We start from the raw sequence: 24,554 nt of genomic DNA, 5'->3' as shown, positions 1-24,554 counted from the left end.
GCCGTCACATGCGGAACACGCCGAAGCGCGTGTCCGCTATGGGCGCGTTGCGCGTGGCCGCCAGGCCCAGCGCCAGCACGCGGCGCGTGTCGGCGGGGTCGATGACGCCATCGTCCCACAGGCGCGCCGTCGCGTAATAGGGGTGGCCCTGATCCTCGTACTGCTGGCGGATGGGGGCCTTGAAAGCCTCTTCCTCCTCGGCCGTCCACTGGCCGCCCTTGGCCTCGATGCCGTCGCGCTTGACGGTGGCCAGCACGCTGGCCGCCTGCTCGCCGCCCATGACCGAGATGCGCGCGTTGGGCCACATCCACAGGAAGCGCGGCGAGTAGGCGCGGCCGCACATGCCGTAGTTGCCCGCGCCGAAGGAGCCGCCGATGATGATGGTGAACTTCGGCACGGCCGCCGTGGCCACGGCCGTGACCAGCTTGGCGCCGTGGCGGGCAATGCCTTCGTTCTCGTACTTGCGGCCCACCATGAAACCCGTGATGTTCTGCAGGAAGACCAGCGGGATCTTGCGCTGGCAGCACAGCTCGATGAAGTGCGCGCCCTTGACGGCCGATTCGCTGAACAGGATGCCGTTGTTGGCGATGATGCCCACCTGCATGCCCTCGATGCGCGCAAAGCCGCAGACCAGGGTGGCGCCGAAGCGGGCCTTGAACTCGTCGAAGCGGCTGCCGTCCACCACGCGGGCGATGATCTCGCGCACGTCGAAGGGCTTGCGCGTGTCCACGGGGATCACGCCGTACAGCTCGCCGCCGTCGAACAGCGGCGCCTCGGGCGGCAGGTCGCCAGCCGAAGGCTGCTTGGCATGGTTGAGGTTGGCCACGGCCTGGCGCGCCAGCGCCAGCGCGTGGGTGTCGTTGTGGGCCAGGTGGTCGGCCACGCCCGACAGGCGCGTGTGCACGTCGCCGCCGCCCAGGTCCTCGGCGCTGACCACCTCGCCCGTGGCGGCCTTCACCAGCGGCGGGCCGCCCAGGAAGATGGTGCCCTGGTTCTTGACGATGATGGACTCGTCGCTCATGGCCGGCACATAGGCGCCGCCGGCCGTGCACGAGCCCATGACCACGGCGATCTGGGCAATGCCCTCGGCGCTCATGTTGGCCTGGTTGAAGAAGATGCGGCCGAAGTGCTCGCGGTCGGGGAACACATCGTCCTGGTTGGGCAGGTTGGCGCCGCCCGAGTCCACCAGGTAGATGCAGGGCAGGCGGTTCTGCGCGGCGATCTCCTGGGCGCGCAGGTGCTTCTTCACCGTCATCGGGTAGTAGGTGCCGCCCTTCACCGTGGCGTCGTTGCAGACGATCATGCAGTCCACGCCGCTGACGCGCCCGATGCCGGCGATCAGGCCCGCGCCGGGTGCATCGTTGCGGTACATGTTGAGCGCAGCCAGCGGGGCGATCTCCAGGAAGGGCGTGCCCGGGTCCAGCAGCATGGCCACGCGGTCGCGCGGCAGCAGCTTGCCGCGCGCCACGTGCTTGGCGCGCGCGGCCTCGCCGCCGCCCTCGGCGACCTTGGCCACCTGGGCCTGCAGGTCCTCGACCACGGCGCGCATGGCCGCGGCATTGGCCAGGAAGTCCGCCGAACGCGGATTGAGTTGGGTGCCCAGAATGCTCATGTGTGGCCTCTTCTTGTGTTTGCCCGATGCGGGCGCTTGGTTTTTCCGAATGTCCTGCAAAGAACGGCGGTCCGGCCTGGGGAAAATGCCGTATGCACACCGTTGAAATCGTCTTGCTCGTCCTGCTGCTGGGAGCGCTGACGGGCATTGCCGCGCGCTACGTACGCGCCATCCCGCTGCCGCTGATCCAGATCACCCTGGGAGCGCTGATGGCCTGGCCGCAAAAGGGCCTGCACATCGCCTTCGATCCCGAGCTGTTCCTGCTGCTGTTCATCCCGCCGCTGCTGTTCGCCGACGGCTGGCGCATTCCCAAGCGCGAGTTCTTTGCGCTGTACCGCCCCATCCTGCGCCTGGCGCTGGGCCTGGTGCTGTTCACGGTGGTGGGGCTGGGCTGGCTGATCCACTGGCTGGTGCCCGGCATGCCGCTGACCGTGGCCTTTGCGCTGGCCGCCGTGGTCTCGCCCACCGATGCCGTGGCCGTCTCGGCCATCACGCGCAACCTGGGCATGCCCGAGAAGACCATGCACATCCTCGAGGGCGAGTCCCTGCTCAACGACGCCTCGGGCCTGGTGGCGCTGAAATTCGCCATCGCGGCCACGCTGACCGGCCTGTTCTCGTGGACCGAGGTGGCCAAGGATTTCATGTGGATGGCCCTGGGCGGCCTGGGCGTGGGTACGCTGATCGGCTGGGGCTTTTCCTATGCGCGCAGCACCATCACGCGCCGCCTGGGCGACGTGGCGGCCACGCAGATGGTGCTGCTGCTGATCCTGCTGCCCTTCGCCGCCTACATCGTGGGCGAAAAGATCGGCGTGTCGGGCATCCTGTCGGCCGTGGCCGCGGGCATTGCCACCAACTTCGCCGACCTGGAGCGCAGCAGCTACATCAGCGAGCGGCTGCAGACCGAAGGCACCTGGAGCATGGTGGAAGCCTCGTTCAACGGCGCCATCTTCCTGCTGCTGGGCCTGCAGTTGCCCTCCATCATCGGCGTGACGCTGCACGATGCGGGCAGCGAATGGTGGGTGCTGGTGGGCTATGTGGTGATCATCTCCAGCGCGCTGCTGCTGATGCGCTGGATCTGGCTGACGCTGGGCGTGCAGCGCAGCCTGGCTCGCGCCCACTTCCAGGGAAAGATGGCAGAGCGCCCCTCGCACCTGCTGAACCTGGCCACCACCATGGCCGGCATACGCGGCGCCGTGACGCTGGCCGGCGCGCTGTCCGTGCCCATGCTGCTGAACAACGGACAGCCCTTCCCCGGCCGCGAGATGCTGGTCTTCCTGGCCACGGGCACCATCTTGTTCACCCTGGTGCTGGGCAGCATCGCCCTGCCGCTGATCCTGCGCCGCATGCCCCAGCCCGGCGAATCGCCCACAGTGCGCGAGGAGCGCCTGGCGCGCGTGGCCGCCTGCCAGTCCGCCATTGGCGGGCTGACGCTGAGCGAGGAAGAGATCCAGGGCCACACGCCCGAATGGGTGGCCATGCACCAGGAGGTCATGGGCCACCTGACGCAGGAGTACCGCAACCGCGTCCAGCTGCTGGACGACGGCAGCGGCACGGCCTCCAGCATCGAGATCCAGCGCGAGGCGCCCGAAGTCGTGCGCCAGCGCAAGCTGCGCTACCTGCTGGAGATCGAGCTGCGCCTGCGCTGCATCCACCAGGAGCGCGACGCGCTCTACGCCGAGCGCCAGGCCCACCGCATCAACGACGAGTCTCTGCGCCGCCTGGTCAGCGAGCTGGACATGCAGGAGGTCTCGCTGCGCAAGCGCCTGGTGGTGGCGCGCCGCGCTGCCGCCTCGGCCGTGGCCGCGCCCGAAGGCGGCACGCACTAGGCGGCACGCGGTGGACAGCTGGCGGCAGCGCATGAAAGCAGCCCTCAGGCGGTCCTGGCCGGGCGCAGATCCAGCATGGCGATCATCTCGTCGCGGATCTTGAATTTCTGGATCTTGCCGGTCACCGTCATCGGGAAGGCCTCGACGAAGCGGATGTAGCGCGGCACCTTGTAGTGGGCGATCTGGCCCTTGCAGAAGTCGCGCACACCGTCTTCGGTCAGCGTCTGGCCGGGCTTGACGATGATCCAGGCGCACAGCTCCTCGCCGTAGCGCGCGTCGGGCACGCCGACCACCTGCACGTCCTGCACCTGGGGATGGCGGTAGAGGAATTCCTCGATCTCGCGCGGGTAGATGTTCTCGCCGCCGCGGATCACCATGTCCTTGATGCGGCCGACGATGTTCACGTAGCCCTGCTCGTCCATGGTGGCCAGGTCGCCGGTGTGCATCCAGGCCTCGTCGTCGATGGCCTCGCGCGTGCGGGCCTCGTCCCCCCAGTAGCCATGCATGACCGAGTAGCCGCGCGTGCACAGCTCGCCCGAGACGCCGGGCGCCACGACCTCGCCCGTGGCCGGGTCGACGATCTTCACCTCCAGGTGCGGCTGCACCTTGCCCACGGTGGACACGCGGCGCTGAAGCGGCGTGTCGGCATCGCTCTGGCAGCTGACGGGGCTGGTCTCGGTCATGCCGTAGGCGATGGTGATCTCGGACAGATGCATGTCGCTGACCACGCGCTTCATCACCTCGATGGGGCAGGGCGAGCCGGCCATGATGCCGGTGCGCAGCGTGCTCAGGTCGAACTCCTTGAAGCGCGGGTGGTCCAGCTCGGCGATGAACATCGTGGGCACGCCGTGCAGGCCCGTGCAGCGCTCGGCCTGCACGGTCTCCAGCACCAGCAGCGGATCGAATCCGTCATTCGGGTAGACGATGGCCGAGCCATGCGTGAAGCAGGCCAGGTTGCCCAGCACCATGCCGAAGCAGTGGTACAGCGGCACGGGAATGCACAGCCGGTCCTCGGGCGTCAGCCGCATGCACTCGCCGATGAAAAAGCCGTTGTTCAGGATGTTGCGGTGGGTCAGCGTGGCGCCCTTGGGAAAGCCCGTGGTGCCGCTGGTGAACTGGATGTTGATGGGGTCGGTGTTCTTGAGCGTGGCGGCCACGGCGTCGATGCGCGCATCCTGCGCATCACCGCGCGCCAGCAGGCTGGAAAAGCGCAGCATGCCGGGCTGCTCTTCGCCCTGCCCTGCCACGTCGATCCAGACCACGCTGCGCAACTGGGGCAGGCGCGCGCAATGCAGGCGGCCGGGCTCGGCCGTGGCCAGCTCGGGGGCCAGTTCGCGCAGCATGCCCAGGTAGTCGCTGGTCTTGAACTGCGCCATGGTCACCAGGGCCTTGCAGCCGACCTTGTTGAGCGCGTACTCCACCTCGGAGGTGCGGTAGGCCGGGTTGATGTTGACCAGCACCAGGCCGACCTGGGCCGTGGCCAGCTGCATCAGCACCCATTCGGCGTTGTTGTGCGACCAGATGCCGACGCGGTCGCCCTTGTCCAGCCCCAGGCCCAGCAGCGCGCTGGCCAGGCGGCGCGCCTCGGTGTGCAGGCCGGCATAGCTGTAGCGCAGGCCCTGGTGGCGGCTGACCAGGGCCTCGCGATCGGGCTGGCGGGCCGCCATGTCGGCAAAGAAATCGCCGATGGTCTGCTCGATCAGCGGCACATCGGTGCGGCCTTGGGCATGGCTGGAAGCGAGCGGGGCGTTCTGGGCGGGCATGCGTTGTCTCCTGTGTCGTCGGCGGCGCCTGGGACGGGCAAATGCAGTGGCCTGCCCCGTCACGGCAGCTATTGCGTGGCAGCATAAGGGCCAACCCCGAGCAGAACAGGCCACGAAGGTTGCAATAATTGCCAGCATGTTCACCCCCTCGCTGGTCAAGACCCCCCTGCCCCAGGCGGCCGCCACCATGGCCTCCGCACACCCTGCAGTCACGCCCATGGCCTTTGTGCAGGCCATTATGCTGGCCTACGAACGCCGGGGCATCAGCGCCCTGTCCGCCCTGGAGAAGGCACAAATCGCGCCAGACTCCGTCAAAGAGCGCAACGAGTGCATCACGGCGCTGCAGATGGAGGCACTGTCCGATGCCGCCATGCGCGAACTCGACGACGAGGCCCTGGGCTGGTTCTCCCGGCGCCTGCCCTGGGGCAGCTACGGCATGCTGGCACGCGCCAGCATGGGCAGCGAGCAGCTGGGCCTGGCACTGGCGCGCTGGTGCCGCCACCATGGCCTGCTGGCCGACGACATCCGCCTCACGCTGACGCAGGAAGACGGCTTGGCCACGCTGGCCATCGAGGAGCTGTCCACGCTGGGCGCCATGCGCGAGTTCTGCCTGCTGTCGGTGCTGCGCAATATCCACGGCCTGGCCAGCTGGTTCATCGATGAGCCGCTGCCGCTGCGGCGTGCCTGCTTTCCCTTCGATCCCCCGCCGCATGCGGGCGTGTATGCGCTGCTGTTCCCGCCGGGCGAGGTGGAGTTTGGCGCGGCCCGGGCCTGCCTCCAGTTCGACGCGCGTTTTCTGGATATGCCGCTGACGCGCGACGAGCCCGCGCTGCAGCGCATGCTGCAGCGCGCCCTGCCGCTGCAGGTGCGCCCCTACCGGCGCGAGCGCCAGCTGGTGCAGCGCGTGCGCCAGCTGCTGGCGGCCGACGCCGAATGCCTGCAGACGGCCGACACGCTGGCGCGCCAGCTGCACCTGTCCCAGCGCAGCCTGCATCGCCAGCTCAAGGAAGAAGGCGCCTCGCTGCAGGCGCTCAAGGACGAGGTGCGGCGCGAGCGGGCCGTGGCCCTGCTGCTGCGCACCAGCCGGCCCATCAAGCGCATCGCCCAGTCCTGCGGGTTTCTCAACGACAAGAGCTTCATCCGCGCCTTCCGGCTGTGGACGGGGCTGTCACCCTCCGAATTCCGCAAGAGCGCACGAGCCCGGCCCGAGTGAGGGCCGCGCGCATCCTGGCGCGATTTGCATCCTGCGCGACTGCCGCCGTCCGCGCATCTGGCCTAGGCTTTGCGCATGCACCATCTCCACCATTGCGTCAGCGCGCGCTCCTTCCGCGCGCTGTGGATGCTCGAAGAACTGCAGCTTCCCTACACGCTGCACATGCTGCCGTTTCCGCCGCGCGTGCTGCAGCGCAGCTACCTGGAACTCAACCCGCTGGGCACGGTGCCGCTGCTGCGCCACGGCGAGGCCAGGCTGACCGAGTCAGCCGCCATCTGCGAATACCTGGCCGCCCTGCACCCCGGGGCGGGCCTGTCCGTGCAGCCGCAGGAGGCAGACTTCGCCGCCTACCTCAACTGGCTGCACATGAGCGATGCCACGCTGACCTTCCCGCAGACCCTGGTGCTGCGCTACACCCACTTCGAGCCAGCCGAACGGCGCCAGCCCCAGGTGGCCCAGGACTACCAGCGCTGGTTCCTTGCGCGGCTGCGCGCGGTGGAGCAGGCCGTGGAACAGCGCCACTGGCTCGCGGCAGACCGCTTCACCGCTGCCGACGTGGCCGTGGGCTATGCGCTGATGCTGTCGGCGCACCTGGAGATGGAGCCGCAGTGGGGGCCTGCCACCCAGGCCTACTGGCAGCGCCTGCAGCAGCGGCCCGCCTTCCAGCGGGCGCTGCAGGCCGAGCAGCAGGCCGCGCGTGCGCAGGCCGTGGACGAGACGCCTTCGCCGCAGCTGCGCTAGGGCCGGCTCAGGCTCAGGCTCAAGCGCTGGCGCTGGCCTGCCCGATGGCGCGCAGCATGGCCGGCAGCTCGCCCATGTCGCCGAATACGCAGCTGGCGCCGGCCTCGAGCAGTTGCTCGGCCGATGCGTGGCCCTGGTCGGCCGGGAAGTAGCCCCAGACCGTGGCGCCTGCGGCCACGCCGGCGGTGACGCCGGTCACCGTGTCCTCGATGACCAGGCAGCGCGCCGGCTCCACGCCCAGTGCGGCGGCGGCTGCCAGGTACACATCGGGAAAGGGCTTGCTGCGCGGCAGCTCATGGCCGCTGAAGACGCGGCCCTCGAAATACGGGGCCATGCCGACCTGGGCCAGCTGCATCTCCACCTTGGCGCGGTCCGCGCCCGAGGCGCAGGCGATGCGGCCAGCGCACAGCGCATGGGATTGGCTGACGGCGGACAGCGCGCCGTCAATGGCCACCAGCTCGGCGCGCAGCGCGGCGTTGCGGCGCTCGTAGAAGGCGGCCATCCATGCGTCGGTCAGCGGCTTGCCGGTGCGCGCCTCGATCAGCGCGGCCTGGCTGCGCACGGTCTTGCCGATGAATTCGCGCAGGCATTCCTCGGTGCTGATGGGCCAGCCCGATTCATTGAGCATGGTGCACAGCACGCGGTTGGTGATGGATTCACTGTCGACGAGCACGCCGTCACAGTCGAAGAGCACGGCCTCGAAAGCAGTCATGGATGGATTCTCGAAACAAACTGAGCAAGGGCGCCCTGGGGCGCCCTTGCTGCGGAAAATGGCCGGATTATGCGCCGGCCGCGCATGCCTGTGCCCTGCTCAGGGGAAGGAGGCACCGGCCAGCGGATGCACCATGCGGCGGACGTTGCGCACCGAGATGGAATGGAACCGGCCATCGTCGGTGACCACGTCGCCGAAGGCGAAGAAGCCTTCGGCCGCATTGCGGTTGAACTGCTCCAGGCGCTGCGCGAGGCTGGCGCTTTGGGACACCGGTTCGACGCGGTACTCGATGGCGCCCTGCTGGTCGCCGCTCTTTTCGTACAGCTGCACGCCTTCGGTATTGCCCCGCAGCACCAGGGCGCCGCGCAGCAGGTGGCCCTTGGCCCCCATCTCGTCCAGGCGCTGCTTCAGCGCCGTGCCGTTGGCCATGCCGAAGGGCGCGGCCAATGCGAACACCGCGTACTCGAAGGCCGGCGCCTTGGAGTCCTTGACGTAGAGGTTGAACATCTCGTTGCCCGAGATCAGCGGGCCCATGTAGCGGAAACCCCGGCCGCTCATCTCGGCCAGTTGCTGCGTGAAGCCCGACGTGTCCAGCGCACCCACGGCGGGGCGCGTCTCGTAGCTGTAGGTGGCTGCGGCGCTGCTGCTGCGCACATAGAGGTTGCGCAGGTCCTGCGTGCTGCTGGGGAACGCCATGCCGGACTTGTACAGGTAGCCTTGCGCACCCTGTGCGTTGAGCTGGGCCACCAGGGCCGAGACGCCCGCCACGTCCGGCACCATGCGGTAGTCCAGGCGCGTGCCGGTGTGGGCCGTGTCGGTGACGTAGAAGTCACCGATGGGAACGGGGAAGGCGGTACCGCCCGAGGCCAGGCTGTAGGTGAAGGCATAGCCCTGCGCCCCCAGCGCGTTCATGGCGGACAGGGCCGCGTCGAAGTTCTCCGCACCGGTCTCCATGCGGTACTGGCCGGTCACCGGCGTGGGCGTGCCGCCGGGGTTGCCGGGCGTACCGGGGTTGCCAGGATTTCCGCCATTGCCGGGATCTCCGCCGCCCGGTTCTCCCGATCCACCACCGCCACCGCCACAGGCGGCCAGGGTTCCCAGAAGCATCAATGCCGCGCTGCGACGCGTGAGCTGTACCATCTTCATGACTATCTCCCCTTCTCGTTGAATACATGCCCGTTCCATGCGGAATCTCAGGGCATCGGCGGCGATTTTGGGGAGTTGGCCGACATCCGGTCACCCCCCGGCCGGGGGGTAATCGTTACGATGTGCGCAAGGTGTATCCGGGCGCGCCCTGGCGCTCCAGCCCTTTCGACATGCCTTCGCGCGGACCATGCACAGCCATTCCCTCCTGACCGATTCCTCCTGTCTCCAATCGGGGCGCTATGCCCTGGTGATCGACGACCACCCGCTGACGGCCATGGGCGTGTCCGAGTTCCTGAAACAATTCGGCCTGTCCGAAGTCCATGCCGTGGCCGATGCGGGCGAAGGCCTGCAGTGCATGGCCGCCAGGGGATCGCCGCATCTGGCCATCGTGGATTTCTGGCTGGGTGCCAGCGCAGGCACGGACGTGGTGCGCGAAATCCGCACGCTGGCGCCCGCCTGCCGCGTGCTCATGACCAGCGGCGACACGCATGGCGCGATTGCCCTGAAGGCACGCGCGGCCGGGGCCCATGGCTTTGTGCTCAAGTCGCAGCCGCCGCAGGTGCTGCAGCAGGCCGTGGCGGCCCTGCTGCGCGGCGAGACCTGGTTCCCCGCCGCCCCGCTGGCGCCGCAGCCGCCGGGCGGCGCCCATGCCATCCGCATGACGGCGGCCGAGCTGGGCCTCACCCCGCGCCAGGCCCAGGTTCTGGACCTGGTGCTGCGCGGCCTGCCCAATCCCAGCATTGCCCGGTTGCTGCACCTGTCGCCGCACACGGTCAAGGAGCATGTGGCAGGCGCCCTGCAGCGCCTGGGCGTGCACAGCCGCATCGACGCCATCACGCGCATGCAGGGCATTGCGCTGGAGCTGCCGCCCTCCGTACCGCCGACCGATACGGTTCAGGCGCCGGCCACGGCCAGCCTGCGCTGAAGCAGGGCCCGCAGCGCCAGCGGATCCACGGGCTTGCGCAGCAGCAGATAGCCCAGTTCCTGTGCCTGCTGCTCCAGCGCCGGTGACGGCTCGCCACTGAGCAGGGCGCCCGCCGCCTGCGGCGATTGCGCCAGCACGTTCTGCAGCAGCGCAAAGCCGTTCTCGCCATGGGCCAGCTGGTGGTCGCACAGCACGAAATCGGGATGCTGCCCCGCCGCCAGCCAGGCCTGCGCCTCGCGGCCCGCAGCCGCCACGTCCACGGTCAGCCCCCAGCCGCGCAGCAGGCCGGCCAGGGCCTGTGCCACCTGCACATCGTCATCGACCACCCAGCACCGGCCCTGCAGCAGGGGGCGGCCTGGCGGATTCGCGGCAGCCTCGGCCCCTGCCCCTGCCTGCGCCTGCGCGTGCCCCAGAGGCAGGTCCGCTTGCACGTTCAGGCTGGGCGACAGCTGCAGCCAGAAGCACGAACCCCGTCCCGGCGTGGACAGCAGACCATGCTCCACGCCCATGCGGCGCGCCGCTGCGGCCACCACGGCCAGGCCCAGGCCCTGGCTGCTCACGCCGGGCAGGTGCTCGGCCGCAGGCTGGGCCGCGCGCCGGGCCGCCTGGCCGGAACGCGCGCGAAAGTGCGGTGCGAAGACATGGGGCCGGTCTTCGGCCGCAATGCCCAGGCCCGTGTCCCAGACCTCGATGCGCCAGCCCCCGCCGTGCACGCGGGCGGCCAGCAGCACGCCGCCGCGCTGGGTGTAGCGCAGGGCGTTGTGCAGCAGGTTGAACACCATCTGGCGCAGCAGGGCCTCGTCGGCACGCACCAGGCTATCCATGCCGCGCGCCACGCGCCAGCGCAGCACCAGCCCGCGCTGCCGCGCCTCGGCCGCGAACAGGCGCGTGGCATCGCCCAGCAGAATGCGCAGGTCCATCACCTGGGCGCGCAGCTCCCAGGTGCCGTTCTCCAGCCGCGACAGGTCCAGCAGATCGTTGCACATGGTGCCCAGCGACTGGGCACAGGCCTGGGCATCGTCAAGCACGCCTGCCAGTGCGCCGTCGGCATTGCGCTGGCGGGCGGTCTCCACCAGCAGGCCCAGGGCATGCAGGGGCTGGCGCAGGTCATGGCTGGCGGCCGACAGGAAGCGGCTCTTGGCCTCCAGCGCCTGTTCGGCCTGCTCCTTGGCCGCCAGGTAGCGCTCGGCCAGCAGCTGGCGGTCACGCTCCTGCGCCCATTGCTGCTGCATGAGCTGGCGCGCCCCCCAGGCATGGCGCGCGATGGTGGCGCCATACAGCATGAGCAGCGGCAGCAGGTACAGGCCCCTGTTCGGGAAGTACCAGACCACGGCCAGCAGCATGGCGCCGTACAGCACGCCGAAAAAGCGCTTGAACACGGCAGCCGCCGGCGCCAGAAAGGTGGCGGCCGAGGCCACGACGCCGCACAGCACCAGGTAGATGAAAAGCCGGAATTCATGGCCGCTGCCATGGGTCAGCGGTATGGCCAGCGCCCAGGAACCGGCGTTGAGCAAGGCCATGCGGCCCATCACGCGCTCCCAGCGCTGCAGCCGCGTTGGCAACTCGGCCGAGGGCACGGCAGCGCCCAGGTCCCGACGCAACTGGCGCCGCAAACCAACGAAGACGCAGGCCATGAGCGCCATGCCCAGCCACCACAGCAGCAGCGGCGCCTGGAAGTCACCCGTTTCGTGCCGCTGCAGCCAGACCACGATGCCGGGGATGATGAGGGCCGCCGCCTCGGACGAGCCCCGCGATGCGATGGACAGCAGCAGCCGCTGGCGCTGCTGCAGCTTCCACAGCGGCTCCGCAGGGCCGCCGTCGTGTTCAGAACTGGTCGCCATCCACGTAGAACCAGCGCCCGCCTTCGCGCACGAAGCGGCTGCGCTCATGCAGGCGCACGGCGCGGCCCGCCACGCGGTAGCGCGCGACGAATTCCACCTCGGCGCGGTCCTCGCCGGTGCTTCGGAAGTCCTTGACCGCCAGCCCCAGCCAGCGCGCCGAGGGCTCGAAGTCCAGCGTGGCGGGCCGCTGGCTGGCGTGCCAGGTGGCCAGCAGGTAGGCGGCGTCCTCACGCACGAAGGCGCTGTAGCGCGAGCGCATCAAGGCCTGGGCATCGGGCGCAGGGCAGTCGTCGAAATGGTCCAGGTAGCGGCCGCAGCAGGCATCGAAGGCCAGGGACCGGCCCTTGGCATCGTGCTGGCCACAGGCACAGGCCGGGGAGGTGGCGGCCGCGCTCATAGCGGCTGGCCCTGCGGAACTTGCGGAACCTGGGAGAGGACGGCGGGGGAGCAGGAGTGCATGTCAGTCACGGCCGCCTTGCTGCGACCGGGTTCTTGATGGAGGACAGGCGGGCCATGATACTGACCGCGGGCCTTCGGGCCTGTAAGGAGAGCCCATGTTTTCAATGTCGGTCCCGTGGTGGGAGTTCGTGGTGCGCGGCGTGGCCGTCTACCTGTTCTTGCTGGTGTTCCTTCGGCTGACGGGGCGGCGCCAGACGGGGCAGTACGCGCCCTTTGACCTGGTGCTGCTGCTCATCCTGTCGAATGCCGTTCAGAACTCCATGAATGCCGGGGACAACTCGCTGATCGGCGGCATGATCTCGGCTTCCACGCTGATCCTGTGCCATCTGCTGCTGTCCTGGCTGACTTTCCGTTTTCCCGCGCTGGAGCGGCTCATCGACGGCAAGGCCCAGGCCCTGATCACGGACGGCCACCTGAACAAGGATCTGATGCGCGAGGAGCGCATCACACGCGACGATATCGAGGCCGCGCTGCGTGCGGGCGGCTGCCTGCACCTCAGAGAGGTGGAGCGCGCCACGCTGGAGACCGACGGCAGCATCACCGTCGTCCTGCGCCGCCGCGACAGCGAGAACGACGGCGATCCGCCGGTCTGAGCCTAGTCGAGCTGCTCCAGGAAGCGCTCGATGGCCAGGTTCACAGGCTGCGGATGCGTGAGGTTGGCCGCATGGCCGGCCCCCGGCACCTCCACCCACTGCGCCCTGGGCAAGGCCTTGGCCATGGCGCGTGCACGGTCGAGCGTGATGGCGATGTCGTCCGTACCATGGATGACCAGTGCCGGTACGTGGATGTCGGGCAGTCGCGGGCTGATGTCATCGCGCTGGGCCAGCGCCAGAAAGCTCTGCCCCAGGTTGATGGGCGTGGCCTTCTTCCATTTGGCGCGCCAGGCGGCCGCGCCGCTCCAGCCCTGGCCCAGGATGGTGCGCTCCACCGTGGCCGCCATGTCGTCGCTGAGGCCATGCTCCATCCAGGCGCGCAGCAACGCCTCGTGGTGGGGCATCTGCTCGGGGTCTTCCAGCATGGCCTGGGTGTCGATCAGCACCAGCGCACGCACGACCTCGGGATGGATGAGCGCACAGCGCAGCGACAGATAGCCGCCCTGCGACATGCCCACCAGCACCGCGCGCTCCACGCCCAGGTGCGCCAGCAGGGCGGCCAGGTCGTCGGCCGAGTCGTAGTAGTCGAAGGGAGCGCAATGCGCGGGGTCCGCCGTCTGGCCATGGCCACGCTCGTCCCAGCTGATGCAGCGATAGCGATCCTGCAGCGCCTGGACCTGGGGAGCGAACATGGTGTGGTCCATGAGCAGTCCATGCGAAAACACCAGGACCGGGCCGCGCCCTCCCGTGTCCTCGTAGTAAAGGTTCTGGCCGTTGACGGAAGCAATGGGCATGTCGGGATCTCCTGCGAAGGTGGTCACAAACCTGCCGGAGTCCGGTGCCCGCCTCTCCCGGGCGCCGTCCCGGCGACGCTCCATGCTAAGCCCTGCGGGTGACGGGGCCATCCGGCCCGACCCGCAGCATAGTGAGGGGCCTCAGGCCAGGGCGCGCTGGATGAGAATTTTCTGCACGTCGCTCGTTCCCTCGTAGATCTGGCACACGCGCACGTCACGGTATATGCGCTCGACGGGAAAATCGTTGACCACGCCATAGCCGCCCAGGGTCTGGATGGCTGCGCTGCACACGCGCTCGGCCATTTCGCTGGCGAACAGCTTGGCCATGGCCGCTTCCTTCAGGCAGGGCAGGCCGGCATCGCGCAGGCTGGCCGCATGCCAGATCAGCTGGCGCGCGGCCTCGATCTGCGTGGCGCAGTCGGCCAGGCGAAAGCCCACGGCCTGGTGGTTGAAGATGGGCTGGCCGAAGCTCTCGCGCTCCTTGGAGTACTGCAGCGCGCAATCGAAGGCCGCACGCGCCATGCCCACGCTTTGCGCGGCAATGCCGATGCGCCCGCCCTCCAGCGCCGACAGCGCAATCTTGTAGCCCTCGCCCTCGGCACCGATGAGGTTGGCGACGGGGATGCGGCAGCCCTCGAACTGGATCTGGGCCGTGTCCGAACTGTGCTGGCCCAGCTTGTCCTCCAGCCGCAGCACCTGGTAGCCGGGTGCGGAGGTGGGCACGATGAAGGCGCTTATGCCGCGCTTGCCGGCCGCCTTGTCGGTGACGGCGATGACGATGGCCACGTCGCCGTTCTTGCCGCTGGTGATGAACTGCTTGACGCCGTTGATCACGTAGTCGTTGCCGTCGCGGGTGGCCGTGGTGCGCAGCGCCGAGGCGTCCGAGCCCACATGCGGCTCGGTCAGGCAGAAGGCGCCCAGCATCTCGCCGCGCGCCAGCGGCGCCAGCCATTGCTGCTTTTGCGCCTCGCTGCCGTAGCGCATGAGGATGGCGTTGACGGGGCAGTTGGTGACGCTGATCACCGTGCTGGTGCCGCCGTCGCCGGCTGCGATTTCCTCCAGCACCAGGGCCAGGCTCAGGTAGTCAAGGCCGGCGCCGCCGTATTCCTCGGGCACGCAGATGCCGTAGGCACCCAGCGCCGCCAGGCCCTGGTGCACGTTCTTGGGAAAGTGGTGCTCCTTGTCCCAGCGTGCGGCATGGGGCGTGATTTCGGTGCGCACGAAGTCGCGCACCGCGTCACGGATCATTTCCTGGTCTGCGTTGAGCAGCATGTCTTGTCTCCTGATTCCTTGTTTCGTTGTTCGTTGTCCCGGCCGCAGCTACCAGGCGATGCGCTGCCCGTCGTGGCGCAGCATGCGGCCCCGATCAGCCGGCGTGACGCCGGCCAGGGTGCGGACCAGACCCTGCACGCTTTGCTCCACGGTGAAGGTGGCGGACTCGCCGCCCATGTCGGTCTGCACCCAGCCCGGGTCCAGCGCGACCACGGTGGCGCCGGGCCATTGCGGCTGGGCGCTGGCCACGACCATGTTGAGCGCGGCCTTGCTGACGCGGTAGAGCCAGGCGTCGGATTCGGCGCCGGCCAGCAGCGACATCTCGCTGGAGAACAGGCCGAACACGCCGCCCGCCGCCTCGACCATCGGCGCCACCTGGGGCAGCACCTGCATGGCGCCCAGCACATTGGTGTGCATGACGCGGTCGAACTGCTCGCGCGTGGGCGGCGTGGCCGAGCTGTGGGCATCCCACACTCCGGCCACGTACAGCGCCAGCTCGATCTTCTCGCCATCGAGCTGCCAGGCCAGGCCGCTGACGCTGGCCGGATCGGCCACATCCACCAGCAGCACCTTGGCGCCCGTGGCTTCGACGCGCTCGCGATCGGCCTCGCTGCGCACCGTGGCGACCACGCTGCGGCCCTGGGCCGTATAGGCCTCTACCAAGGCAAAACCGAGCCCGCGCGAGGCTCCCAACACCAGAGTGACTGCCATGTCTTTCGACCTTTCAAATGGAATACGGTCAGCGGCCCTGCTCGCCCGCGATCTGTTTTTCGTAGCGCTCGACCATGGCCTCCTGCGTCTCGGTGGGCGCAGGCAGGCCGATCTGCTGGTGGACCATCTGGTTCACCGACGGCATGACGTTGCGCGGCACCTGGGACTCGGGCTTCCAGAGCCGGGCGCGCATGAGTGCCTTGGCGCAGTGCAGATAGGCCTCCTGCACCTGGATCTCCAGAACGATCTTGGGCCGGAAGCCTTCGTTGGCGAACAGCGCCGTGTAGTGGGCCTCGTCACGCAGCCTGGCCACGCCGTTGACGCGCAGCGTCTCGTCGAAGCCCGGCACCATGAACAGCAGGCCGATGCGCGGATCGGCGATCAGGTTGCTGAAGCTGTCCAGGCGGTTGTTGCCGCCCGAGTCGGGGATCAGCAGCGTCTGGTTGTCGGGCGCCTTGATGAAGCCCGGCTTTCCGCCGCGCGGCGAGGCATCCATCAGCGAGCCCGCTGCGCCCCCCGTGGCCACGATGCACAGCGGCGACAGCGCAATGAAGCGCAGGCAATGCCGGTCCAGGTCCACCTGCTGCTTGAGCAAGGCCCTTTCGGCCGGCATGGCATACAGGCTGCGCAACTGTTCTTCGCTGGTGATCATGGTCGAGAGGTCAAAGTAATAGCGGATCGGCCGATCCAAGTCTAGCTCTCTGGACGTCTGTGGCGCTGCCCATAAAACTGGCGCAATGCAAATCAGAGACACCGAGGAAGGGCCTACGCCGGCCGCGCCGCCCCGCACCGAGGGTGTCGTCCCCCTTTCAGGGGGAGGGCGCGCAGCGCCTCAGGGGGTGACCATTTCTATCGCCATGGCTGTTCCCTCGCCGCCGCCTATGCACAGCGTGGCCAGGCCGCGCTTGCCGCCACGCGCCTGCAGGGCGTGCAGCAGCGTGACCAGGATGCGCGCACCGCTGGCGCCGATGGGGTGGCCCAGCGCGCAGGCGCCGCCGTTGACGTTGACCTTGTCGCGCGGCACGCCCAATTCGGCCATCAGGGCCATGGGCACGACGGCAAAGGCTTCGTTGACTTCCCACAGGTCCACATCCGCCGCCGTCCAGCCGGCCTTCTTGAGGGCCTTCTGCGTGGCGCCCACGGGGGCCGTGGTGAACCATTCGGGCTCCTGGGCATGCGTGGCATGGGCGACGATGCGCGCCAGCGGCTTGCAGCCCAGCTCCTTGGCCGTGGACTCGCGCATCAGCACCAGGGCGGCGGCGCCGTCGTTGATGCTGGAGCTCGATGCCGCCGTGATCGTGCCGTCCTTCTTGAAGGCGGGCTTGAGGCTGGCGATCTTGTCCAGCTTGGCCTTGGCCGGGCCTTCGTCGATGCTGACCGTGACATCGCCCTTGCGCGTGGAGACGGTGACGGGCGTGATCTCGGCCGCGAAGGCGCCGCTTTCCGTGGCGGCCTGGGCGCGCTTGACGCTTTCGATGGCGTAGGCGTCCTGCTGCTCGCGCGTGAAGTGGTATTTGGCGGCGCAGTCCTCGCCAAAGGTGCCCATGGAGCGGCCCGGCTCGTAGGCGTCCTCCAGACCGTCGAGCATCATGTGGTCATACACCTTGTCGTGGCCCATGCGGTAGCCGCCACGGCCCTTCTTGAGCAGGTAGGGCGCATTGGTCATGCTCTCCATGCCGCCGGAGACCACCACATCGCGGCTGCCCGCCACCAGCTGGTCATGGGCCAGGATGGTGGCCTCCATGCCGGCGCCGCACATCTTGGACAGGGTCACGGCGCCCGTGCTGCGCGGCAGGCCGCCCTTGAAGCCTGCCTGGCGCGCAGGCGCCTGTCCCTGGCCCGCCATCAGGCAGTTGCCGAACAGCACTTCGTCCACCTTCTCCGGCGCCACGCCGGCACGCTGCACGGCGGCCTTGATGGCGGCGCCGCCCAGATCGTGGGCCGCGAGATCGGCGAAGTCGCCCTGGAATGCGCCCATGGGGGTGCGGGCTGCGCCGACGATGACGATGGGGTCTTGCATGCTTATCTCCTGGATGTGGTGATGGTGAGGGGAAAACAAACGGGTCAGGCCAGCCAGCGGCTGCGCTCGTAGGGATAGACGTCGTGCACGTGGCCTTCGCGGATGCGCTGCTGGTGCCCCTGCCAGAAGGCGGGATCGAGCAGGTCGGCATGGTGGCGCATGAAAACTTCGCGCACGGCCGGATTGCCCAGCAAAAAGGGCGCGAAGGTTTCCGGGAACACATCGCGCGGGCCCACGGGATACCAGACCTCGCCGCTGAGCTCGTCTTCCTCGTTGCGCGGCGCAGGCACCTGGCGGAAATGGCAGTCGGTCAGGTATTCGATCTCGTCGTAGTCGTAGAACACCACCTTGCCGCCGCGCGTGATGCCGAAGTTCTTCCACAGCATGTCGCCCGGGAAGATGTTGGCGGCCACCAGGTCCTTGATGGCATTTCCGTATTCGATCACGGCGCTCTCCAGCCGCTGCCGCGGTCCCGGCAGGTCCAGCCCGTCATCGAAGCACTCCTGCAGCAGCAGGTTCAGCGGCACCATGCGCCGCTCTATGTAGAGGTGGGAGATGATGACCTCCTGCCGGCCATCGCCGTCGCGGTCGCTGATCTCGACCTGGCTGGGCGCGTGCTCCAGGATCTCGGCGATCAGCGCCTCCGAGAAGCGCTCGCGCGGGAAGGCCACCAGGCTGTACTCCAGCGTGTCGGCCATGCGCCCCACGCGGTCGTGCTGCTTGACCAGGCGGTACTTGGCCTTGACCTGCTCGCGGGTGATCTCCTTGGGCGCGGCGAACCGGTCCTTGATGAGCTTGAACACATAGGGAAAGCTGGGCAGGTCGAACACCAGCATGACCATGCCCTTGATGCCGGGCGCGATGCGGAACTGGTCGCGCGAATGGCGCAGGTGGTGCAGGAAGTCGCGGTAGAACAGCGTCTTGCCCTGCTTGGCCAGGCCCAGGGCGTTGTACAGCTCGGCGCGCGGCTTGCGCGGCATGAGGCTGCGCAGGAACTGCACGTAGGCGCTGGGCACGTCGGTATCGACCATGAAGTAGGCACGCGCAAAGCTGAAGAGGCCGTGCAGGTCCTTCTCGCCGAACAGGGCCGCATGCAGCACCAGCCGGCCGTTGTCCCCATGCAGGATGGGCACGGCCCAGGACAGCTCGGCAAAGCCGTTGATGATCTTGCCGACGATGTAGGCGCCCTTGTTGCGGAAAAACAGGCTGGACAGCACCTGGATCTGGAAGTTGGCGTACAGGCGCATGGCCTGCAGCTGGGGCTCCAGGCGCTCGGCCAGGCGGGCGATGTCGCGCTCCAGGTCTTCAAAGGGGCGCTGCAGCGCGAACTGCTCCACGACTTCGCGCAGCGTCTGCGACAGTGTCTCGCGCGTGGGGTAGAAGGCCAGGTAGGCCGGGCGTGCGGTCGGCTCCTGGTTCTCTATGTATTCCGTACTGACGGCCGGCCGCACGAAGATGAAGTCGTTGTGGAAGTGCGTACGGTGCAGGATCTTGGTGGTGACCGAGTTGAAGAAGGTCTCGGCCAGCTCCGGCTGCAGGTGGTTGACCATGAGCCCGATGTAGTGGCGCTTGATCTGCTGCCAGACCGGCATAGGCTGGGCGCCGGCCGAAAACTCCTTTTCAAGCCGGCGCACGCATTCGCGCACGCGCAGGTCGTAGAACTCGATGCGCTCGCGCTGCGCGCGCTGCTGGCCCAGCCAGTCGGCCGTCTCGAAGCGGTGCTTGGCGCGGGCCGATTCGGCGCGGAACAGGCGGTAATGGCGGTTGAAGCCATCCATCATCGCCCGCGCGATGTCATGGGCAAGCAGGGTGTCCTGGGCAGGCATCGGCATGAAGTCTCCCGGGGTCCCGCCTGCCATGGCCGCTCAGTCGCGCTGGCGGCTGGCGACCAGCTCGACAGCCTCGGCATGGATGTTGGCGATGCCGCCGACACCGGGCACGGTCATCTGCAGATTGGTGATCAGGCCGTCCTTCAGGCCATAGCACCAGCCGTGCAGCGTGACCTTCTGGCCGCGCGCCCAGGCATCCTGCATCACCGTGCTCTGCGCCACATTGATCACCTGCTCGATGGCATTGAGCTCGCACAGCGCGTCATGGCGCCATTGCGGCGACAGGCTGGCCAGCAGCGCCTGGTGCTTGTCGCGCACGTCCTTCACGTGGCGGATCCAGTTGTCGGCCAGGCCCACGCGCACATCCTCCAGTGCCGCCAGCACGCCGCCGCAGCCATAGTGGCCGACGACCATCAGGTGCTCGACCTTGAGCTGGTCCACCGCGTACTGGATGGTGGACAGGCAGTTCAGGTCGCTGGGCACGACCACGTTGGCCACGTTGCGGTGCACGAACACCTCGCCGGGCTCCAGGCCCGTGATCTGGTTCGCGGGCACGCGGCTGTCGGAACAGCCGATCCACATGTAGCGGGGTTTTTGCTGCGCCATCAGCCCAGTGAAGAAACCGGGCCGGTCACGCTCCACCTGCTGGGCCCATTCGCGGTTGTGGACAAACAGCTCTTCGATGGAGGTTGTGCTCATAAACAATCCTTTTGTTGGGGTCAAACTCAAGAACGGCGCAGCAGGCAGGCGAAAGATCAGCAGGTCTCTGCGAACAGCTCGCGGCCGATCAGCATGCGACGGATCTCGCTGGTGCCGGCGCCGATCTCATAGAGTTTCGCATCCCGCCAGAGACGACCCAGTGGGTATTCGTTGATATACCCATTACCCCCATAGATTTGAACGCCTTCGCCGGCCATCCATGTCGCCTTCTCGGCGCACCACAGGATGACGCTGGCGCAATCCTTGCGAACTTGGCGAACATGCTCGGTTCCCAGCAGATCGAGGTTTTTGGCGACCGTATAGGCAAAGGAGCGGCCCGCTTGCAGCACGGTGTACATGTCCGCCACCTTGCCCTGGATGAGCTGGAACTCGCCGATGCTCTGGCCGAACTGCTTGCGGTCATGGATGTAGGGCACTACGTTGTCCATCACCGACTGCATGATGCCCAGCGGCCCGCCCGTCAGCACGGCGCGCTCATAGTCCAGGCCGCTCATCAGCACCTTGGCGCCGTTGTTCAAGCCGCCCAGCACGTTCTCGGCCGGCACCTCGACGTTCTCGAACACCAGCTCGCCCGTGTGGCTGCCACGCATGCCCAGCTTGTCCAGCTTCTGGGCAATGGAAAAGCCCTTCATGCCCTTCTCGATCAGGAAGGCAGTCACGCCGCGGGCGTTCAGCTCGGGCTCGGTCTTGGCGTAGACCACCAGGGTGTCGGCATCGGGACCATTGGTGATCCACATCTTGGTGCCGTTGAGCAGGTAGTAGCCGCCCTTGTCCTCGGCCTTGAGCTTCATGCTGATCACGTCCGAGCCGGCGCCGGGCTCGCTCATGGCCAGCGCGCCCACATGCTCGCCGCTGATCAGCTTGGGCAGGTACTTGGCCTTTTGCGCTTCATTGCCGTTGCGGTTGATCTGGTTCACGCAGAGATTGCTGTGCGCGCCGTAGGACAGGCCCACCGATGCGCTGGCACGCGAGATTTCCTCCATCGCCACCATGTGGGCCAGGTAGCCCATGTCGGCACCGCCGTACTGCTCGGACACGGTGATGCCCAGCACGCCCAGGTCGCCGAACTTGCGCCACAGGTCCATGGGGAACTGGTCGTCGCGGTCGATCTCGCCGGCGCGCGGTGCAATCTCGGCCTGTGCGAACTCGCGCACGGCATCGCGCAGCGCGTCGATGTCCTCGCCCAGTTGGAAGTTCAGGCCCGGCAGGTTGGAAAGGCTCATCTCATGTCTCCTGTGGAAATTGGGGGAAAGAACGCCGCCCGGCTCAATCGGCCAGATCGCGGCCCTGCACGCACATCAGCGTGCAGCCCATGGTGGCAATCAGCTTCTCGCGGCCTTCGTCGATGGCGTAGGCGCGCCCTTCGGTCACGGTTATGGTGCGGCCCGGCTTGAGCACACGGCCTTCCATGCGAAAGCGCTGGCCCTTGGCAGGGGCCAGCAAGTTGATCTTGAATTCAATGGTGAGCACGGCAGCATCGGCCGGCATCAGGGTCAGCCCTGCGTAGCCGCAGGCGGAATCCAGCGCCGTGGAAACCATGCCGGCATGCAAAAAGCCATGCTGCTGCGTCAGCCCGGGCGCCCAGTCCAGGCAGACATCGACGGCACCGGGCTCCAGCAAGGACAGCTCGGCGCCCAGGGTGTGCATCGCGCCCTGGCGTGCAAAACTGTCTTGCACACGGCGGGCAAAGTCGCTGTTGGCAGGTTCCAGGCGGAGCACGGTCAAGGCAAGCCTCACAAATTACGTTTACGTAAACGTCAATTATGAAGCATTTTTCCCATCCAGGTGTTGCAACAAAGTGCGGGCCTCGGATTCCTGCTCTCGCACCTCGGCCAGGTTGGCCTGCAGATCGGCCAGGCGGTCCTCGAGCTGGCGGCGGTGCACAGCCAGCACCTCCAGGAATTTGCGCAGTTGCACGCCCGTGTCACGGGGGCTGTCGTAGAGATCGATGATCTCCTTGGCTTCGTTCAGAGACAGTCCCAGCCGCTTGGCCCGCAAGGTCAGGCGAAGACGTGTGCGATCACGCGCGCTGTAGACGCGATTGCGTCCGCCAGGCCCGGCACGCTCGGGCTCAAGCAGGCCCATGTCCTCATAGAAGCGGATGGCCCGGGTCGTGAGATCGAACTCCTTGGCAAGATCGCTGATGGTGTAGGTGGTCGACATGGCTGGAGAGTCCGCCGGCATCCACAGCCGGCGGCCATGGGAATGCGACGTTGACGTTAACGTCAATGCTAGCGGAATTGTCCGCAGGAAACTGCGCCGGATGTTGCATCCGGGTGCGACGAAGAAGCCTGGCAGGAATAAAAAGAGAGCGCGTCAGCGCTCTCTTTTTTGGGTTGTCCGTTTTCGGATGTTCCGTTGAGCCGTCCGTTTTGGCTGTTCTGCCTGTTTCCCCGTTTCCTGCAGCCCAATGCAAAAAACCCCGTAGCTTTGGGCTACGGGGTTTCTTGGGCTGTAAGAGCCTGACGATGACCTACTTTCACACGGGAACCCGCACTATCATCGGCGCAAAGTCGTTTCACTGTCCTGTTCGGGATGGGAAGGAGTGGTACCAACTTGCTATGGTCATCAGGCATAACTTGTTGTCATGCTGCTCTTGTGAGCAACACAACGAATTCATAGAGTCTGTAATCAGCTTTGTATTTTGACTGCGCCTTACTTGGCATAACCACCTTGATGATCAACGTCATCAAAGTTATAGGGTCAAGCCTCACGAGCAATTAGTACTGGTTAGCTTAACGCATTACTGCGCTTCCACACCCAGCCTATCAACGTCCTGGTCTTGAACGACTCTTCAGGGGGCTCAAGGCCCCGGCAGATCTCATCTTGAAACGAGTTTCCCGCTTAGATGCTTTCAGCGGTTATCTCTTCCACACTTAGCTACTCGGCAATGCCACTGGCGTGACAACCGATACACCAGAGGTGTGTCCACTCCGGTCCTCTCGTACTAGGAGCAGGCTTCCTCAAATCTGCAGCGCCCACGGAAGATAGGGACCAAACTGTCTCACGACGTTTTAAACCCAGCTCACGTACCTCTTTAAATGGCGAACAGCCATACCCTTGGGACCGACTACAGCCCCAGGATGAGATGAGCCGACATCGAGGTGCCAAACACCGCCGTCGATATGAACTCTTGGGCGGTATCAGCCTGTTATCCCCAGAGTACCTTTTATCCGTTGAGCGATGGCCCTTCCATACAGAACCACCGGATCACTATGTCCTGCTTTCGCATCTGCTCGACTTGTCAGTCTCGCAGTTAAGCACGCTTATGCCATTGCACTATCGTCACGATGTCCGACCGTAACTAGCGTACCTTCGAACTCCTCCGTTACGCTTTGGGAGGAGACCGCCCCAGTCAAACTGCCTACCATGCACTGTCCCCGATCCCGATAAGGGACCTGGGTTAGAACCTCAAACGCACCAGGGTGGTATTTCAACGTCGGCTCCATGAGAACTAGCGTCCTCACTTCAAAGCCTCCCACCTATCCTACACAGATCCGTTCAAAATCCAATACAAAGCTACAGTAAAGGTTCATGGGGTCTTTCCGTCTTTCCGCGGGGAGATTGCATCATCACAAACATTTCAACTTCGCTGAGTCTCTGGAGGAGACAGTGTGGCCATCGTTACGCCATTCGTGCAGGTCGGAACTTACCCGACAAGGAATTTCGCTACCTTAGGACCGTTATAGTTACGGCCGCCGTTTACTGGGACTTCAATCAAGAGCTTGCACCCCATCATTTAATCTTCCAGCACCGGGCAGGCGTCACACCCTATACGTCCACTTTCGTGTTTGCAGAGTGCTGTGTTTTTATTAAACAGTCGCAGCCACCGATTTTTTGCAACCGCTTTGGGCTCCCTTTGTACAAGTTCACCTACTTGCGGCATACCTTCTCCCGAAGTTACGGTATCAATTTGCCGAGTTCCTTCTCCAGAGTTCTCTCAAGCGCCTTAGAATACTCATCTCGCGCACCAGTGTCGGTTTGCGGTACGGTCGTGTGTAGCTGAAGCTTAGTGGCTTTTCCTGGAAGCAGGGTATCACTCACTTCGTCTGCAAGCAGACTCGTTATCACCCCTCATCTAAGCCCGGCGGATTTGCCTACCAGGCACGACTACAGGCTTGAACCAACATATCCAACAGTTGGCTGAGCTAACCTTCTCCGTCCCCACATCGCACTACACATCGGTACAGGAATATTGACCTGTTTCCCATCAGCTACGCATCTCTGCCTCGCCTTAGGGGCCGACTCACCCTACGCCGATGAACGTTGCGTAGGAAACCTTGCGCTTACGGCGAGGGGGCTTTTCACCCCCTTTAACGCTACTCATGTCAGCATTCGCACTTCTGATACCTCCAGCACCCGTTACCAGGCACCTTC

The 24,554-nt window shown here is 66.5% G+C and carries 21 protein-coding genes and 2 rRNA genes (1 of these 23 cut by a window edge); 5 read left to right on the top strand and 18 right to left on the bottom strand.

The window, feature by feature from the left end:
* Positions 1 to 4: 4 nt before the first annotated feature.
* A complete protein-coding gene (locus tag ACRSCF_RS03355) occupies positions 5 to 1,612 on the bottom strand; it encodes a carboxyl transferase domain-containing protein (RefSeq protein ID WP_016450032.1) in 1,608 nt (535 codons plus the stop codon).
* A gap of 92 nt (positions 1,613 to 1,704) precedes the next feature.
* Between ACRSCF_RS03355 and ACRSCF_RS03350 the strand changes: the two genes are divergently transcribed.
* On the top strand, positions 1,705 to 3,438 hold the full coding sequence (locus ACRSCF_RS03350) for a Na+/H+ antiporter (RefSeq protein WP_016452788.1): 1,734 nt from the start codon (positions 1,705 to 1,707) through the stop codon (positions 3,436 to 3,438).
* A gap of 44 nt (positions 3,439 to 3,482) precedes the next feature.
* On the opposite strand, the gene ACRSCF_RS03345 is transcribed toward ACRSCF_RS03350, so the two are convergent.
* A complete protein-coding gene (locus tag ACRSCF_RS03345) occupies positions 3,483 to 5,201 on the bottom strand; it encodes an AMP-binding protein (protein WP_046983915.1) in 1,719 nt (572 codons plus the stop codon).
* A 136-nt stretch (positions 5,202 to 5,337) separates the two neighbouring features.
* On the opposite strand from ACRSCF_RS03345, the gene ACRSCF_RS03340 reads away from it, so the two are divergent.
* Complete coding sequence (locus tag ACRSCF_RS03340) at positions 5,338 to 6,414, top strand: AraC family transcriptional regulator (RefSeq protein ID WP_016450029.1); 1,077 nt, start codon at positions 5,338 to 5,340, stop codon at positions 6,412 to 6,414.
* A 75-nt stretch (positions 6,415 to 6,489) separates the two neighbouring features.
* Positions 6,490 to 7,155: a glutathione S-transferase family protein gene (locus tag ACRSCF_RS03335; protein ID WP_016452790.1), complete on the top strand. Its 666-nt coding sequence runs from the start codon at positions 6,490 to 6,492 to the stop codon at positions 7,153 to 7,155.
* Positions 7,156 to 7,174: 19 nt separating this feature from the next.
* Here the strand turns inward: ACRSCF_RS03335 and ACRSCF_RS03330 are convergent, their stop codons facing one another.
* Positions 7,175 to 7,867, bottom strand: coding sequence for an HAD family hydrolase (locus ACRSCF_RS03330; RefSeq protein WP_016450027.1), 693 nt, complete (start codon positions 7,865 to 7,867; stop codon positions 7,175 to 7,177).
* Between the two features lie 99 nt (positions 7,868 to 7,966).
* On the bottom strand, positions 7,967 to 9,013 hold the full coding sequence (locus ACRSCF_RS03325; RefSeq protein ID WP_046242161.1) for a hypothetical protein: 1,047 nt from the start codon (positions 9,011 to 9,013) through the stop codon (positions 7,967 to 7,969).
* A gap of 187 nt (positions 9,014 to 9,200) precedes the next feature.
* On the opposite strand from ACRSCF_RS03325, the gene ACRSCF_RS03320 reads away from it, so the two are divergent.
* Positions 9,201 to 9,938, top strand: a complete 738-nt coding sequence (locus ACRSCF_RS03320) for a response regulator (RefSeq protein WP_016450025.1) — start codon at positions 9,201 to 9,203, stop codon at positions 9,936 to 9,938.
* Here the strand turns inward: ACRSCF_RS03320 and ACRSCF_RS03315 are convergent.
* Together ACRSCF_RS03315 and ACRSCF_RS03310 are read right to left on the bottom strand one after the other, a co-directional pair.
* Entirely contained in the window at positions 9,908 to 11,779 is a 1,872-nt protein-coding gene (locus ACRSCF_RS03315; protein WP_133073121.1) for an ATP-binding response regulator, read from the bottom strand. The genes ACRSCF_RS03320 and ACRSCF_RS03315 overlap by 31 nt on opposite strands.
* Positions 11,763 to 12,176 carry a YchJ family protein gene (locus ACRSCF_RS03310; protein WP_034363209.1) on the bottom strand — a complete coding sequence of 138 codons (414 nt, stop codon included), beginning with the start codon at positions 12,174 to 12,176 and terminating at the stop codon, positions 11,763 to 11,765. Before ACRSCF_RS03310 ends, ACRSCF_RS03315 begins: the two co-directional genes overlap by 17 nt.
* A gap of 157 nt (positions 12,177 to 12,333) precedes the next feature.
* Here ACRSCF_RS03310 and ACRSCF_RS03305 point away from each other — a divergent pair, with 157 nt between their 5' ends.
* Positions 12,334 to 12,831 (top strand): DUF421 domain-containing protein, encoded by a 498-nt coding sequence (locus ACRSCF_RS03305; protein WP_016450022.1) that lies wholly within the window; start codon positions 12,334 to 12,336, stop codon positions 12,829 to 12,831.
* 2 nt (positions 12,832 to 12,833) lie between these two features.
* On the opposite strand, the gene ACRSCF_RS03300 is transcribed toward ACRSCF_RS03305, so the two are convergent.
* From ACRSCF_RS03300 to ACRSCF_RS03245, 12 genes are all read right to left on the bottom strand, one after another.
* The gene (locus tag ACRSCF_RS03300) at positions 12,834 to 13,625 is read right to left on the bottom strand and encodes an alpha/beta fold hydrolase (RefSeq protein WP_016452796.1); all 792 of its coding nucleotides are present in this window, start codon (positions 13,623 to 13,625) and stop codon (positions 12,834 to 12,836) included.
* A gap of 141 nt (positions 13,626 to 13,766) precedes the next feature.
* Positions 13,767 to 14,897 (bottom strand): acyl-CoA dehydrogenase family protein, encoded by a 1,131-nt coding sequence (locus ACRSCF_RS03295; RefSeq protein ID WP_034363207.1) that lies wholly within the window; start codon positions 14,895 to 14,897, stop codon positions 13,767 to 13,769.
* A gap of 48 nt (positions 14,898 to 14,945) precedes the next feature.
* On the bottom strand, positions 14,946 to 15,608 hold the full coding sequence (locus ACRSCF_RS03290) for an SDR family oxidoreductase (RefSeq protein WP_016450019.1): 663 nt from the start codon (positions 15,606 to 15,608) through the stop codon (positions 14,946 to 14,948).
* A gap of 28 nt (positions 15,609 to 15,636) precedes the next feature.
* The gene (locus ACRSCF_RS03285) at positions 15,637 to 16,260 is read right to left on the bottom strand and encodes a pyridoxamine 5'-phosphate oxidase family protein (RefSeq protein WP_016450018.1); all 624 of its coding nucleotides are present in this window, start codon (positions 16,258 to 16,260) and stop codon (positions 15,637 to 15,639) included.
* Between the two features lie 180 nt (positions 16,261 to 16,440).
* Positions 16,441 to 17,628 (bottom strand): acetyl-CoA C-acyltransferase, encoded by a 1,188-nt coding sequence (locus ACRSCF_RS03280; RefSeq protein ID WP_016450017.1) that lies wholly within the window; start codon positions 17,626 to 17,628, stop codon positions 16,441 to 16,443.
* 44 nt (positions 17,629 to 17,672) lie between these two features.
* Entirely contained in the window at positions 17,673 to 19,460 is a 1,788-nt protein-coding gene (gene aceK / locus ACRSCF_RS03275; protein ID WP_034363206.1) for a bifunctional isocitrate dehydrogenase kinase/phosphatase, read from the bottom strand.
* Between the two features lie 33 nt (positions 19,461 to 19,493).
* Entirely contained in the window at positions 19,494 to 20,156 is a 663-nt protein-coding gene (gene can / locus ACRSCF_RS03270; RefSeq protein WP_016450015.1) for a carbonate dehydratase, read from the bottom strand.
* Between the two features lie 56 nt (positions 20,157 to 20,212).
* A complete protein-coding gene (locus ACRSCF_RS03265) occupies positions 20,213 to 21,400 on the bottom strand; it encodes an isovaleryl-CoA dehydrogenase (RefSeq protein ID WP_034363203.1) in 1,188 nt (395 codons plus the stop codon).
* Positions 21,401 to 21,443: 43 nt separating this feature from the next.
* Positions 21,444 to 21,902 (bottom strand): PaaI family thioesterase, encoded by a 459-nt coding sequence (locus tag ACRSCF_RS03260; protein WP_034363201.1) that lies wholly within the window; start codon positions 21,900 to 21,902, stop codon positions 21,444 to 21,446.
* A 36-nt stretch (positions 21,903 to 21,938) separates the two neighbouring features.
* Complete coding sequence (locus tag ACRSCF_RS03255; protein WP_034363199.1) at positions 21,939 to 22,340, bottom strand: MerR family transcriptional regulator; 402 nt, start codon at positions 22,338 to 22,340, stop codon at positions 21,939 to 21,941.
* A 297-nt stretch (positions 22,341 to 22,637) separates the two neighbouring features.
* Positions 22,638 to 22,750: ribosomal RNA gene (gene rrf, locus ACRSCF_RS03250) — 5S ribosomal RNA — on the bottom strand.
* Positions 22,751 to 22,876: 126 nt separating this feature from the next.
* Positions 22,877 to 24,554 (bottom strand): 23S ribosomal RNA (locus tag ACRSCF_RS03245); it runs 1,194 nt beyond the window's last position.

The organism is Delftia sp. 11MD (assembly GCF_050907895.1).
GTDB lineage: Bacteria > Pseudomonadota > Gammaproteobacteria > Burkholderiales > Burkholderiaceae_C > Comamonas > Comamonas tsuruhatensis.
Note: the sequence above shows the minus strand (reverse complement) of the source record. Positions and strands in the feature narration are given on the sequence as shown.